Origin of the sequence: Paraburkholderia fungorum (genome assembly GCF_046026025.1) — a bacterium.
GTDB classification, from domain to species: Bacteria; Pseudomonadota; Gammaproteobacteria; order Burkholderiales; family Burkholderiaceae; genus Paraburkholderia; species Paraburkholderia fungorum_E.
The window spans coordinates 237,953-251,060 of sequence record NZ_JAQQFL010000006.1 but is presented as its reverse complement, the minus strand read 5'-3'; the positions used below and the strand labels follow the sequence as shown (position 1 = coordinate 251,060).

Here is a 13,108-nt window from a genome sequence, read left to right as displayed (position 1 = left end):
GAAGTCTAACGCCCCGCTCTTATCGAGTGTGGCGCTTTCCATGACATGAGACCGGCGGCGCGAGGCGCCGGCCTCATGTGTCACCTGTGCCCGTTCGCTGGAAGTCAGAAGGCGACGAACGGCCCAGTCTGCGTGCCGATCTTGGCGCCCTCGAGCACCGTGTATACATTACGGCCGAAGAAGAACGGCAGACCCAATAGGAAGTAGTTGGAGAGGGTTTGATAGGCCCCCAGATTGTCAAACGCAGCGTACTGGCTGGCCATCAGGTTCATCGCATTGCCCACCTGGAACGACGCTGCCACGGATGTGGCTGCACCGTTGCCGGGTTTGAGCGTGGCGGTCAGGCTAAGCGCAGACAGCGGTATGTACATCCGCGAATATTGGTTGACCGGGATGGAGCCGTCTTGGAAGAAGTTCGCGCCCGACCCGCTATCGAGCGCGCTTTGGGTGAACGATTTGCCCTTGTAAATGGTCGTGAAGAAACCCGTCTGGTCCACAGGCAGGACATTCGCTGTTGACGGCAGCACGTTGTTTTGACGTGTGCCGACGCCGAACACCAGTTCGCCGATGGCCGTGGCCTGACCGTCGGCGGGCAACACCGGCAAGCGGATGATCGTGCCGTTGTTGTCCGACGTGAAGTTGGCTACCGGATTCATGACTTGCGTGTCGAGCGGCACGCGTGTTCTGGTGCACGAGGACGGAGAGGCGCAATAGTAGTAGTACGCCGGAGAGGCGGACTGCGCAGCGCTAGGGAAGTCGCGCGCTCGATGGCCGATGCCGATCACACCGTTAGCGCCGAACTCGGCAACCGTACTGAGATCAGTACCGCCGCGCGGGACGCAACTCGCGAGCCCGGTGGCATACGCGCTCTCGCCGATCACCTGGACAGGCAGATTATCGGCTGTTTTGCCGCCGATTGTCACGTCGGCCCGTCTGACCGGCCCCCACGTGTAGCCAGATGCGAACGGCGCGCATTGGGCGATTGGCGCACCACCGGTCGGGTCGTCTGTGGCACCGGTTTGTGCCGGCAATCGGGTGGCGAGCGTGGAACCCAACGCACTGGCCATCACGCGCACGCCAATCGAACCAGTGTCGAGCAACATATGATCGACGGTGGAGCATTGCGTGCTGCCTTGTGAGCCGGGGAGGCATATGGTCGCGCTCACGTAGAGCATGTTGGTTTGACCCATCGTACGATCGACGACGATCGGAACGGTGTTGACGTCGGCGACTGGAGTCGGCGTTGGAGTCGGCGTTGGCGTTGGAGTCGGAGTCGGAGTCGGCGTTGGCGTCGGAGTCGGAGTCGGAGTCGGCGTCGGAGTCGGCGTCGGAGTCGGAGTCGGAGTCGGGGTCGGCGTTGGAGTCGGAGACGGAGTTGGAGTTGGAATTGGAGTTGGAGTTGGAGTCGGCGTCGGAGTCGGAGTCGGAGTCGGAGTCGGAGTCGGAGTCGGAGTCGGAGTCGGAGTCGGAGTCGGAGTCGGAGTCGGAGTCGGAGTCGGAGTCGGAGTCGGAGTCGGAGTCGGAGTCGGAGTCGCCGGCTTTTCGTTATCCTTACTTGTGTTCGGATCGCCGTTGTCACCGCCGCCGCCACCGCAGGCAGAAATAGTCAAACTGGCCGTCAGCAACGCCAAGCAAAGTTTTTTGTTGAGAGTCGTCATGTTTCTTGGGTTCCGTGCAATCAATGCGCCGAGTTATTGCAGATCGTCAGCACGGACATTCGCGGGGATGAGGCGCGGCAAAACTGCCTTGCCGAAGAAGTTTCCTGCCCGGCCTGCGGACTCAATCTGAAAATCACCGTTGCGTTCGATCAACGGACCAGTGCCGCGTGCGCGTCCTGCGCCAGCGGCGACTGCGTTTGGAAAATAGCTGCCGAGTAGCGTCACCATGTCGGGACGCACGGGCCCTTGCCAGGTAACGGCGAACACGACATTGGCAGGCAGCACGTATTCACGAATCCTGACGCCGTCGGTGTCATATGATTCACGCACGGTATAAGCCGCAGTAGATGCGGAGGAAGCCGGTGTCGCGGAGTGAAGCAGGGGCCTCGGGGTCGAGCCCGCACCCGGCGCCCCGCCCAACGCCGCATGCGACGCGAGTGGCAACATTGCCAACACGGCCAGCACGATCTTTACAAATTTCATCACATTGCTCCAAAAAACAGGTCGGAGCATGTTGCCTGCGGGCGATTAATGAGAGTGTCGGAAAAGTCTCAACGCTGAGTAGGAAACACCGATGCGATGTGGCCGCTTCCGCGCGGCGGCAGGAGGCAAGAAACAGGAGGCAGACGCCTTGCGACACCGCCTCCTGAACAAAAAACCACGCACTCGTCAGAACGCGACGAACGGCCCGGTTTGTGTGCCTACCGTGGCGCCTTCGAGTACGGTGTACACATTACGGCCGTAGAAGAACGGCAAGCCCCAGAGGAACCATTTCGAGACTTGTGCGCCGACGTTGTCGTAGGCAGCGTAGTTGTTTGCCGTCACTGCCTGTATGTTGCCGATCGAGAATGGCACTGTGATCGGCTTGCCGACACCGCTAGTAGCTTCCAAAGTTGCCGACAGGCTGAGCGTGCTGGGCGGTGCATACCATGCACCCTCGCCCTCGACTATGGTCGGAATGGTGACGTCGTCAAAGCCGAGTCCATTCGTGCCGCTGTCGATTGCACTGGTGGTGATCACGCGTCCTTGATACTGGGTCGTGAAGTAGCCGTATTGGTCTACTGCCAGGACATTTGCTGTGGCGGGCAGCATATTGTTCGACTGGGTGCCGACGCCGAACACGAGTTCACCCGTGACGCTGGCTTGGCCGCCCGCGGCTAGTGCAGGCAAGCGGATGATCGTGCCGTTGTTATTGGTGGCGAACGCCGCGACGGGATTCATGACCTGCCGGTTGACTGGCACCGTTGTGCCGGCGCATGAGCTCGTAGACGTGCAGGCATAGTAGATCGCCGGCAGCACGGTTGTCGCGGCATCCGGATAGTCACGCACGCCATGGCCGATGCCGATGATGCCGTTGGCGCCGAGCGCCTGGGCGGTGCTGAGATCCGGGCCGCCGTTCGATATGCAATTCGACGGTGTCGTGTACGAGCCGTCGCCAATCAGCTCAATCGGAAGATTGCTTGCTTTCTTACTTCCAATGGTCACGTCGGCGCGCCTGATCGAGCCCCATGTAAAGCCGGAGGCGAATTGTGCGCATTGAGCGAGTGGTAACGAGCTTGCTTGGTCGGCGACGGGTGTGGTTTGAAGCAGCAACTGAGATCGGAGCTTTGCACTGACCGCGCCAGCCATCACGCGCACGCCGACCGAACCAGTATCGATCAGCATGTGACTGACGGTTTCGCATTGACTGCTGTCCTGCTGGCCGGGGCCGCACAGCACAATTGAGACAGCGGGCATGTTGATGCTGCCCATCGAGGTGTCGACGACGATCTGCACGGTGTTGTTGTCAGCAGTCGGAGAAGGCGGCGACGGAGGATTGGGCGTGATGGGCCAGCTCGGCGTGGCGGGCCAGTTGATGGAGGAATTTTGTACGCTGGTGTTGCTATCGCCGCCACCACCACCGCATGCGGAAAGCGCGACGCCAACGGCGGCCATCGCAATCCAGAGTGTCCTGCTAGAGGTTTTCATCTTGTTGTTTTCCCGTGAAATCGGCGTCTCGCTCATGGCAGATCGGCTGCTCGGACATTTGCGGGCATGAGGCGAGGCAGGTACGCGATGCCGAATAAACGACCGGGCCTTCCTGCTGACTCGATCTGCAGGTCACCACGGCGTTTGTTCAGTGCGCCGGTGCCGAGCGGACGTGCTTCGGCTGCCGAAGCGTAGTTCGGGAAATAGCTGCCGAGCAGCGCCCTCATGTTGGGCCGCACCGGCCCCTCCCAAGTGACCGCGAACACGACATTGCTGGGCAGAACGTATTCGCGGGTGGTGACGCCATCTGCGTCGCGCGATTCGCGCACGGTGTAGGGCGCCGTGGCCGTGGTGCTGGTCGCGCCCATGCTTGCAGCGGCGGCAGACTTTGGCGTGGCGCGCAGCATCGACGCAGAGGATGAACCGGAGCTCGGCGCACCGCCCAAAGCCGCATACGACGCAAGCGGCAACAGCGTTGCCGCCAGCATCGCAATCTTCAAAATTCTCATCACCGTGCTCCTCCAAAAATGGTCGGAGCATGGTGCCCGGGCAGAGCTCAGGAAACCGTACGAAAATTCTGCGGCGCAGGCCGGAAGGATCGCAATGAAAGGGGGGTGTCAGGGAGGTCGAGAACGTTCAGCGTCGTGAGAATGTGGGAAGCGTCACAGGCGTCGGAAAACAGCGACAAGCGGCAGACAGCTCACGCGCGCAACGAATGAAACGTTGCGCGGCTAGAGGCTCAAGCGGGGAACAAAAAAGATGGAGCGAATCGGTTTACAGCGGAGCCGCAGCATTCGGCATCGCGCGCCGCCCAAGCTTCCCAGCCGCGCCTTTCGCCGCGACACCCGGATGCGGCACCGCCGGCACCTGTGGCAGCGCGGTCAACGAACCATCGTCGACCGGCGACAGCAGCGCGCTCAACTGCAGCACGTCCTGGTCAGTGAGATTGGCCGTGGATGCCTTCAGCTTCAGGCTATTGATCAGCGTGTCATAACGCGCCTTCGCCAGATCGCGACGTGCCGAGAACAACTGATCCTGCGCATTGAGCACATCGATATTGATCCGCACACCGACCTGATAGCCGAGCAGGTTCGATTCGAGCGAGGTGTTCGCCGATCGCTCGGCGGTCTGCAGCGCGCGCACTTGCGCGAGCCCGCTCACCACGCCGAGAAACGCTTGCCGGGCCGACAGCGCAGCGTTGCGCCGTGCCGTGTCGAGATCGGCGGAGGCCTGATCTTCGAGCGCCAGCGTTTGACGCACGCGGCTTTGCGTCGCGCCGCCCGCAAAGATGGGAATCGTGACTTGCACGCCGATCGTGCTGTTCGTGTACGACGACCCCAGGTTACCCAGTTCCGCGGCGAGCGCCGGTGTGCCGGGTGCGGGCGTATTCGCCCCACTGCCGAAGCCGCCGCCAAAATTGCCGCCAAAGTTGCCCGCGCCGGCCGCGCCGAGACTGCTGCGCGAGCGACTCGCCACCAGATCGACGGTCGGCAGATGGCCGGCCTTGGCCTTCGATGTCTCGCGTTGCGCGCTATCCAGCGCGATCTGCTTCAGTACAACCTGGTAACTCGCATCAGTGGCCGCATCGACCCACAGATTGATGTCGGCGGGCACGGGTGGCGGCAGCGGCGCACCGGCGACGAGCCCATCCACACGCTCGACCGGATGCCCGACAATCTGCTGCAACGCCGCCAGCTTCACCGCGAGATCGTTCTGCGCGGCAATTTCCTGAGAGATCGCCTGATCGTATTTGGCCTGGGCTTCGTTGGTATCGGTGATCGTCGTGTTGCCGACGTCGAATGAGCGTTTGGCCGATTCGAGTTGCTGCGCAATCGACGCTTTCTGCGAGCGCACAATCGCAAGGCTGTCCTGTGAGGACAGCGCGTCGAAATAAGCCTGGCCAAGCCGCACGATCAAATCCTGCCGCGCCTGCGCAAACGACGCTTGCGCCGAATCCACCGCTAGCTTGCCCTGCGCATAGCCGTACCAGGTATCGACGTGAATCAGCGGCTGCGTGAGCGAAATCGTGTAGCCATTGCTGTTGCCGTAGGACGAAGGAAAGCCACCCCCGAAATCGGTGCTCTGGCGGTTCGCGGTGAGCGACGCAGAGACTTGCGGCAGCAGTTTTGCGCGGGCCAGCGGCAACTCTTCGCTATTGGCGGCGAGCGCCGCGCGCGCGCTTTGCAACTGCGAGTCGTTCGAGAGTGCTTCGTCGTAAAGCTGGGAGAGGCCGACGGCGTGCGCCGGGCACGGAAAAAACGCGAGCGCTGCGCAATGAAGCGCCAAAGCCGCCACAAGGACCGGCACCCGGCGGCGGATCATCTCGACCGTGTGATCAATAGGTAGGAACCGACGGATCGACCTGACGCGACCACGCGTCGATCCCGCCTTGCAGATTGAAGACGTTGGTATGGCCGCGCGATTCGAGGAACATCGCGACCTGGGCGCTGCGCGCGCCGTGATGGCATACGCAGACGATTTGCGCGTCGTCGTCGAGCTCTTCGCTGCGTGCCGGAATCTCACGCATCGGGATCGACACGGCGCCGGCGATCGACGCCGTCTGGATTTCCCACGGTTCGCGCACGTCAAGCAATACGGGCGCGGGGCGCGATTGATCGGCGAGCCATTCGGCAAGCGCGGGAGCGGTCAGATTTTGCATCAGCAGAACATCCAGTTCAAAGGACGGCGACGCGCCGCCCGTAAGGACAAACGCGTGTGAATCAGAACTTGAAGCGCGGCGGCTGCACGGCGTTAATCAGCGGCTCGACGTAAGTTTCGAACACGTCGGCGATGCGGTACTGCTTTTCGTCGATACGCGTGATGACCTGCGCCTTCATGACCGGCGCGGTGCCGACAAAGGCCGCCAGACGGCCGCCGATCTTCAGATGTTCGAGGATTTCCTGGGGCAACACCGGCAGGCCGCCCGATACGCAGATCACGTCGTACGGTGCAGCGGCCGCCCAGCCACGCGAGGCGTCACCGGTGGCGACTTCGGCGTTCAGCACGCCGTTGGCGATCAGGTTGTTCTTCGCCAGTTCCGCCAGTTCCGGTTCGATGTCGACCGTCAGCACATGCTGCGCGCGGTGCGCGAGCAAGGCGGCCATGTAACCGGAGCCGGCGCCGATTTCGAGCACGCTTTCGTGTTTCTTCACCGCCAGTTCCTGCAGCACGCGCGCTTCGACGCGCGGCGCCAGCATGTGCTGGCCGGCCGGCAGCGGCACTTCGAAGTCGACGAAGGCCAGATCGCGGTAGACGGTGGGGACGAAGTGTTCACGCTTGACGATCGAGAGCAGATTCAGCACGTCCTGGTCGAGCACTTCCCAGGGGCGGATCTGCTGTTCGATCATGTTGAAACGCGCTTGCTCGATGTTCATGGTGGATTCGGCAGTGTGGTTTGGCGAGTTTGCAATTCTGTGCCACTGACCGGCGGCCTTGGGATACAGCTCAGCGCAAGGCGGGCCACGGCAGGGTAGCTGCGGGATTGTACCAAATGGCGGCGCGAACCCATGCCGCCGCAGGGGGTGCGGTAGTGGGCCGCACTCCGGGCCGTACCCGTGACATGTGCTCGCCGTACCCGCTCGCCCTCCGTGTTAATCCCTAGTGATCCGTCCTTGCGATTCCCGCCTTCATCGCCCAAAAATGTAATCGATTACATTTTCGAGGCGAATCCACGTGCCCAAGTCGGTGTCCAAAGCGGCCTCCGCGAGGGCCGCCCCCGCGAAGTCCTCACCGCCGGCAAAGCGCTCGCGGCCCGAGGCTCAGCCGCTGCATCCGGCCGTCGGGCTTTCGATTTCCCAGGTGGCGGAGCAGGCGGGGGTCTCGGTGGCGACGGTGTCGCGCGTGCTGAACGGCCACGAGAACGTGCGGCCCGCCACGCGCGATAAGGTATTGGCGACGGTCGACGCCAGCGGTTATCGCGTCAACGAACTCGCGCGCAACCTGCGCACTGCCGAAAGCCGCCTGTTGCTGACCATGGTGCCCGACGTCGGCAACCCCTTCTACGCTGAGATCGTGCGCGGCATCGACAGCGTCGCGCGCCAGCACGGTTACTTCATGCTGCTGTGCGACACGGGCGCCGATCCGGGACGCGAGCGCAGCTATTTCGATCTGCTGCGCCGCCGCCGTGCGGATGGTGCGATCTGCCTCGATCCCGCCACCATCCAGCAGGCGCTCGGTGAAGCATCCAGCGCGCTGCCCTGGGTTGCGTGCTGCGAGTTCGATCCGGCGATGGGCGTGCCGTACGTCGGCATCGACAACTATCGGGCGGCGGGCGACGCGGTGCGGCATCTGCTCGCACGCGGCCATCGGCGCATCGGGCTGATCAATTCGGATATCGACTATCTGTACGCCCGGCAGCGCCAGCAGGGCTATCTGGACGCGTTGACCGAAGCGGGCATCACGCCGGACGAGCGTTGGCGCATGAACCTGAACAGTCTCGACTACGAGGCGGGCGCATCGGCCGCGGCCTTGATGATGGAGCAGCCTCACGCGCCGAGCGCGATCTTCGCCGTCTCCGACACACTGGCGATCGGTGTGATCCACGGTCTGCGCAATGTCGGCAAGCGCGTCCCGGACGACGTCGCGGTGGTCGGCTTCGACGACATATCGCTGGCCGCGCAAATCGATCCGCCGCTGACCACCATCGCCCAGCCGATGCGCGAACTCGGTGAAACCGCCGCGCGCCTTTTGCTGCAACGGCTCGCGAATCCATTGGCGAACGTGCCGGGCGTGCTGCTGCCGCATCGCCTCGTGATCCGCAGGAGCGCGTAGGTCATGAGTCTCGCTATTCGCTTCGACGATATCCGCAAAGACTTCGGGCCAGTGCGTGTACTGCACGGGGTGAGCTTTGACCTCGCGCCGGGGCGTATCTACGGTTTGCTCGGTGAGAACGGTGCGGGTAAATCGACGCTGATGAAGATCCTCGCCGGCTACGAAACGGCGACTTCGGGCACCTTGCTGGTCGACGGCCACGCGCAACAGTTCATCGGTTCGCGCGACGCGGAAGCGGCCGGCATCGTGCTGATTCACCAGGAGTTCAATCTCGCCGAGCATCTGACGATCGCGCAGAACATGTATCTCGGCCACGAAAAAAAGCGCGGCTGGTTCGTCGACGATGCGGCAATGCGGGCCGAAGCCGCGCGGTATCTCGCGCAGGTCGGACTCGAGAAAGCGCCGGATACGAAAGTGCGCGAGTTGATCGTCGCGGAAAAGCAGATGGTGGAGATCGCCAAGGCGCTGTCGCGGCGCGCGCGTTTGCTGATCATGGATGAACCGACCGCCACGCTCACGCCGTCGGAAACCGAGCGCCTCTTCACGTTGATGGCAAAGCTCAAAGCCGATGGCGTGACTCTCATCTACATCTCGCACAAGCTGGATGAAGTCGAGCGCATTACCGACGAAGTAATCGTGATGCGTGACGGCCGCTTTGTCGCGCGCGGCGCAACCTCGGGACTCGCGCGGCAGCAGATGGCGAATCTGATGGTTGGGCGCGACGTGTCCGATATGTTCCCCGACAAGATCACGGTGCCGGTTGACGCGCCCATCGCGTTAAAGGTCGAAGGCCTAGCCGTACCGGACTGGGTCGAGGATCTGAGCTTCGACGTGCGCGCCGGCGAGGTACTGGGCTTTGCCGGCCTGGTCGGCGCAGGCCGTACCGAAGCGTTCGAAGCGATCCTCGGCCTGCGCAAACGCACGGCGGGCCGCATCGAGATCGCCGGCCGCCGCGCCGATCTGAAAAACCCACGCGACGCCATGCGCCACGGCCTCACCTATCTGAGCGAGGACCGCAAAGGCAAAGGCCTGCATGTGAATCTGAGCTTGCAGGACAACGTCACGCTGATGACGCTCGAACGCTACGCGCATCCATTGCTCGATATGAAAGCGGGGCGCGCGGCGTTGACGAAAGCCGTGAGCGACTTCGGCATTCGCACCGGCGATCTGTCGAGCCGCGCGCGCATGCTCTCGGGCGGCAATCAGCAGAAGCTCGCGCTCGCCAAATTCCTGCAGCCCGATCCTAACGTGATCGTGCTCGATGAGCCGACTCGCGGCGTCGATGTCGGCGCGAAACGCGACATCTATTTCCTGATCCATCGTCTCGCCGCACAGGGCCGCGCGGTGATCGTCATTTCATCCGAACTGATCGAGCTGATCGGCCTGTGCCATCGCGTTGCCGTGATGCGCGCAGGGCGCCTGCAAACCACGCTCACGCTCGAGCATCTGACCGAAGAGGAGTTGATCGCCCATGCGACCGGCACCCACTGAAGCTGTCCAATCCGGCCGCGCCTTGCGCTTCGCGCATCGTCTGTACGCGCTCGGGCCGCTGGTTGGGCTGATCGCGCTGTGTATTGTCGGCACGCTGCTCAACCGCGACTTCGCGACGCTCGACAACATGATGAACGTGCTCACGCGCACATCGTTCATCGGCATCATCGCGGTCGGCATGACCTTCGTGATCATTTCAGGCGGCATTGACCTCTCGGTCGGGTCGATGGCGGCGCTCATTGCGGGCAGCATGATCTGGCTGATGAACGGGCTTGCTGCCGGTGTCGGCGGCCATACGCTCGCGCCTTTGCTGATTCTGACGCTCGGCATTGTGTTCGCATTGGTGCTCGGTGGACTGTTCGGCTGCGCGCACGGATTGTTGATTACCAAAGGGCGCATCGAACCTTTCATCGTGACGTTGGGCACGTTGGGCATTTTTCGCGCGGTGTTGACATGGCTCGCGGATGGCGGCGCGCTGACTCTGGATAACTCGTTGTCTGACTTGTACGGGCCGGTTTATTACGCGAGCTTCTTCGGCGTGCCGGTGCCGATCTGGGTATTCCTGGTCGTCGCGGCGGGCGGCGCGTTGATCCTCAACCGTACCGCGTTTGGCCGCCACGTACAGGCGATTGGGTCGAACGAACAGGTTGCACGCTACGCGGCGATCCGCGTCGATACCGTGAAGATCGTCACGTACGTCTTGCTCGGCATCTGCGTTGGTGTGGCGACGGTGCTGTACGTACCGCGACTCGGCTCGGCCACGCCGACCACCGGCCTGCTTTGGGAACTGGAAGCGATTGCATCGGTAGTGGTGGGCGGCACGGCGCTGAAAGGCGGCGAAGGGCGTGTAGTCGGCACGGTGATCGGTGCGATCCTGCTTTCGGTGATCGCCAACATTCTGAATCTGACCAGCATCATCAGCGTGTACCTGAACGCGGCGGTGCAGGGCGTCGTGATTATCTTCGTCGCGTTCGTGCAGCGCGGACGGCGGTAAGTGGTAGGCGTTGAGCTTCAAGGGATACAACGGCAAGTTCGAGAATCGGGGCGCATGAACGCCTCATAACGTAGCTATGTGGCATGGATCGACACAGGAGACACAACCATGAAGCAGGTCATTCGAGCGGTCGGCGCCGGCATGTTGGCGTTGGGGATACTGGGCACGGCAGGCGTTGCGCGTGCTGACGAGAAGGTCACGCTAGGCGTCGCGATTCCGACAGCCGACCACGGCTTTACGGGCGGCATCGTCTGGTGGGCGAACAAGGCGAAAACCGATCTGGAGAAAGCGCATCCTGATCTGAAAGTGATCGTGAAGACCGCGGCCGGCGCGCCCGAACAGGCGAACCAGTTGCAGGATCTGGTGACGGTGAACAAGATCAACGCGCTGGTGATTTTTCCGTTCGAATCGGCCTCGCTCACGCAGCCGGTCGCCCAGGTGAAGAAGAAGGGTGTGTATGTGACCGTAGTGGATCGTGGTCTGACGGACACCAGCGCGCAGGACGCCTACGTTGCGGGTGACAACACTGCGTTCGGCAAGATTCCCGCCGAATATCTGGCGAAGGAACTGGGCGGCAAGGGCAACATCGTCGCCTTGCGCGGCATCCCGACCACGCTCGACAACGAACGCTGGACCGCATTCACGAACGTGATCAAGAACTATCCGGAGATGAAGATCCTCGACGGCAAGTACGCGAACTGGAATCGTGACGACGCGTTCAAGGTGATGCAGGACTATCTCACGCGCTTCAAGCATATCGACGCAGTCTGGGCAGCCGACGACGACATGGCCGTGGGGGTCATCAAGGCGATCGAGCAGGCCAAACGCACCGACATCAAGATCGTGTTCGGCGGTGCGGGTTCGAAGGGCATGGTGAAAAACGTGATGGATGGCGCACCGATGATCAAGGCGGACGTGTCGTACTCGCCGAAATTCATCTACGACGCAATCAAGCTCACCGCCGAAGCGCGTCTGAAGGGCGACAAACTTCCGCCGACTACGATTATCCCGTCGGTGCTGATCACGAAGGAAAACGCGCAGCAGTTCTATTTTCCTGATTCGCCGTTCTGATTCCGGGCGTCCGGAGCGTGCTTGCCGTGAATCTGTCGTGGAGGCTTGAGGCAAAGCGATGACGCAGAGGCATGACAGGCGCGCCAAAGTTCGAGGAACCGTACGATGAAAACCATCAAAGGGCCGGCGATTTTTCTCGCTCAATTCATGGGCGACGAGGTGCCGTTCGACAACTTTGCGCACCTGGCGGGCTGGGCGTCGAGTCTTGGTTTCAAGGGGATTCAGGTGCCATGCGATACGCGTCTGATCGATCTTGAACAGGCGGCGGCGAGCCAGGCGTATTGCGACGGGTTGCGCGAGATCGCGGAAAACGCGGGCGTGACGATCACCGAACTGTCGACGCATCTGCAAGGGCAACTCGTCGCCGTGCATCCGGCCTACGACGCCTTGTTCGATGGCTTTGCCGCGCAGCACGTGCGCGGCAATCCTGCTGCGCGCACGCAGTGGGCGGTCGAGCAGATGAAGCTGGCGGCGAAAGCTTCGCAGCGTTTGGGCCTCGATACGCACGTGTCGTTTTCTGGCGCACTGGCGTGGCCCTATCTTTATCCGTGGCCGCAACGTCCCGAAGGTCTGATAGAAGCCGCTTTCGATGAACTCGCGCGCCGTTGGACGCCGATTCTCGATGCGTTCGACGAAGCCGGTGTGAACGTCTGCTACGAACTTCATCCGGGTGAGGACCTTCACGACGGCGTGACCTTCGAGCGTTTTCTCGACGCCGTGAAGCAGCACCCGCGCGCGAACATCCTCTACGATCCGAGCCATTTCGTTCTGCAGCAACTCGACTACCTCGCCTTCATCGACATCTATCACGAACGCATCAAGGCGTTCCATGTGAAGGACGCGGAGTTCCGGCCGAACGGCAGGCAAGGCGTGTATGGCGGCTATAGCGGCTGGGTTGAGCGCGCAGGGCGTTTCCGATCACTGGGTGACGGGCAGATCGATTTCGGTGCGATTTTCTCGAAGATGGCGCAATACGATTTTCCGGGCTGGGCGGTGCTGGAATGGGAGTGCGCGCTGAAGCATCCGCAGGACGGCGCGCGCGAAGGCGCGGAATTCATACGCCGACACATCATTCGTGTGGCAGTGCATGCATTCGACGATTTCGCGGGCAGCGGCGTGGATGCGGAACAGTTGAAGCGCGCGCTTGGTATTTGAC

12 protein-coding genes are annotated in these 13,108 nt (G+C 62.2%); 5 read left to right on the top strand and 7 right to left on the bottom strand.

Going from position 1 to position 13,108, the window contains the following annotated elements; genetic code table 11:
* Positions 1-104 precede the first annotated feature (104 nt).
* The 7 genes from PQR67_RS09990 to PQR67_RS09960 all read right to left on the bottom strand — a co-directional run bounded on the left by PQR67_RS09990 (position 105) and on the right by PQR67_RS09960 (position 7,000).
* Positions 105-1,658, bottom strand: coding sequence for a DUF3443 domain-containing protein (locus PQR67_RS09990; RefSeq protein ID WP_408457718.1), 1,554 nt, complete (start codon positions 1,656-1,658; stop codon positions 105-107).
* Between the two features lie 33 nt (positions 1,659-1,691).
* Positions 1,692-2,141 carry a DUF2844 domain-containing protein gene (locus tag PQR67_RS09985; RefSeq protein WP_408457715.1) on the bottom strand — a complete coding sequence of 150 codons (450 nt, stop codon included), beginning with the start codon at positions 2,139-2,141 and terminating at the stop codon, positions 1,692-1,694.
* A gap of 186 nt (positions 2,142-2,327) precedes the next feature.
* Positions 2,328-3,626: a DUF3443 domain-containing protein gene (locus tag PQR67_RS09980; RefSeq protein WP_408457713.1), complete on the bottom strand. Its 1,299-nt coding sequence runs from the start codon at positions 3,624-3,626 to the stop codon at positions 2,328-2,330.
* 32 nt (positions 3,627-3,658) lie between these two features.
* Positions 3,659-4,135 carry a DUF2844 domain-containing protein gene (locus PQR67_RS09975; RefSeq protein ID WP_408457711.1) on the bottom strand — a complete coding sequence of 159 codons (477 nt, stop codon included), beginning with the start codon at positions 4,133-4,135 and terminating at the stop codon, positions 3,659-3,661.
* 265 nt (positions 4,136-4,400) lie between these two features.
* Positions 4,401-5,948, bottom strand: coding sequence for a TolC family outer membrane protein (locus PQR67_RS09970; protein WP_408457709.1), 1,548 nt, complete (start codon positions 5,946-5,948; stop codon positions 4,401-4,403).
* 13 nt (positions 5,949-5,961) lie between these two features.
* Positions 5,962-6,285, bottom strand: a complete 324-nt coding sequence (locus tag PQR67_RS09965) for a rhodanese-like domain-containing protein (protein ID WP_028200548.1) — start codon at positions 6,283-6,285, stop codon at positions 5,962-5,964.
* A gap of 61 nt (positions 6,286-6,346) precedes the next feature.
* Complete coding sequence (locus PQR67_RS09960; RefSeq protein ID WP_408457706.1) at positions 6,347-7,000, bottom strand: protein-L-isoaspartate O-methyltransferase family protein; 654 nt, start codon at positions 6,998-7,000, stop codon at positions 6,347-6,349.
* 298 nt (positions 7,001-7,298) lie between these two features.
* Here PQR67_RS09960 and PQR67_RS09955 point away from each other — a divergent pair, with 298 nt between their 5' ends.
* From PQR67_RS09955 to PQR67_RS09935, 5 genes are all read left to right on the top strand, one after another.
* A complete protein-coding gene (locus tag PQR67_RS09955) occupies positions 7,299-8,396 on the top strand; it encodes a LacI family DNA-binding transcriptional regulator (protein ID WP_408457703.1) in 1,098 nt (365 codons plus the stop codon).
* Between the two features lie 3 nt (positions 8,397-8,399).
* Positions 8,400-9,887, top strand: a complete 1,488-nt coding sequence (locus tag PQR67_RS09950) for a sugar ABC transporter ATP-binding protein (RefSeq protein ID WP_408457701.1) — start codon at positions 8,400-8,402, stop codon at positions 9,885-9,887.
* Positions 9,868-10,881: an ABC transporter permease gene (locus tag PQR67_RS09945; protein ID WP_408457698.1), complete on the top strand. Its 1,014-nt coding sequence runs from the start codon at positions 9,868-9,870 to the stop codon at positions 10,879-10,881. The genes PQR67_RS09950 and PQR67_RS09945 overlap by 20 nt, the downstream gene beginning before the upstream one ends.
* Before the next feature lie 108 nt (positions 10,882-10,989).
* Positions 10,990-11,952, top strand: a complete 963-nt coding sequence (locus PQR67_RS09940) for a substrate-binding domain-containing protein (RefSeq protein ID WP_408457696.1) — start codon at positions 10,990-10,992, stop codon at positions 11,950-11,952.
* A gap of 105 nt (positions 11,953-12,057) precedes the next feature.
* Positions 12,058-13,107: a sugar phosphate isomerase/epimerase family protein gene (locus PQR67_RS09935; RefSeq protein ID WP_408457694.1), complete on the top strand. Its 1,050-nt coding sequence runs from the start codon at positions 12,058-12,060 to the stop codon at positions 13,105-13,107.
* Position 13,108: the final 1 nt, after the last annotated feature.

What these genes read in the sequence shown, in the direction of transcription:
- PQR67_RS09990 (WP_408457718.1), bottom strand. Translation starts at nt 1,658, where the DNA reads ATGACGACTCTCAACAAAAAACTTTGCTTGGCGTTGCTGACGGCCAGT.
- PQR67_RS09985 (WP_408457715.1), bottom strand. Translation starts at nt 2,141, where the DNA reads ATGAAATTTGTAAAGATCGTGCTGGCCGTGTTGGCAATGTTGCCACTC.
- PQR67_RS09980 (WP_408457713.1), bottom strand. Translation starts at nt 3,626, where the DNA reads ATGAAAACCTCTAGCAGGACACTCTGGATTGCGATGGCCGCCGTTGGC.
- PQR67_RS09975 (WP_408457711.1), bottom strand. Translation starts at nt 4,135, where the DNA reads ATGAGAATTTTGAAGATTGCGATGCTGGCGGCAACGCTGTTGCCGCTT.
- PQR67_RS09970 (WP_408457709.1), bottom strand. Translation starts at nt 5,948, where the DNA reads ATGATCCGCCGCCGGGTGCCGGTCCTTGTGGCGGCTTTGGCGCTTCAT.
- PQR67_RS09965 (WP_028200548.1), bottom strand. Translation starts at nt 6,285, where the DNA reads ATGCAAAATCTGACCGCTCCCGCGCTTGCCGAATGGCTCGCCGATCAA.
- PQR67_RS09960 (WP_408457706.1), bottom strand. Translation starts at nt 7,000, where the DNA reads ATGAACATCGAGCAAGCGCGTTTCAACATGATCGAACAGCAGATCCGC.
- PQR67_RS09950 (WP_408457701.1), top strand. Translation starts at nt 8,400, where the DNA reads ATGAGTCTCGCTATTCGCTTCGACGATATCCGCAAAGACTTCGGGCCA.
- PQR67_RS09945 (WP_408457698.1), top strand. Translation starts at nt 9,868, where the DNA reads ATGCGACCGGCACCCACTGAAGCTGTCCAATCCGGCCGCGCCTTGCGC.
- PQR67_RS09940 (WP_408457696.1), top strand. Translation starts at nt 10,990, where the DNA reads ATGAAGCAGGTCATTCGAGCGGTCGGCGCCGGCATGTTGGCGTTGGGG.
- PQR67_RS09935 (WP_408457694.1), top strand. Translation starts at nt 12,058, where the DNA reads ATGAAAACCATCAAAGGGCCGGCGATTTTTCTCGCTCAATTCATGGGC.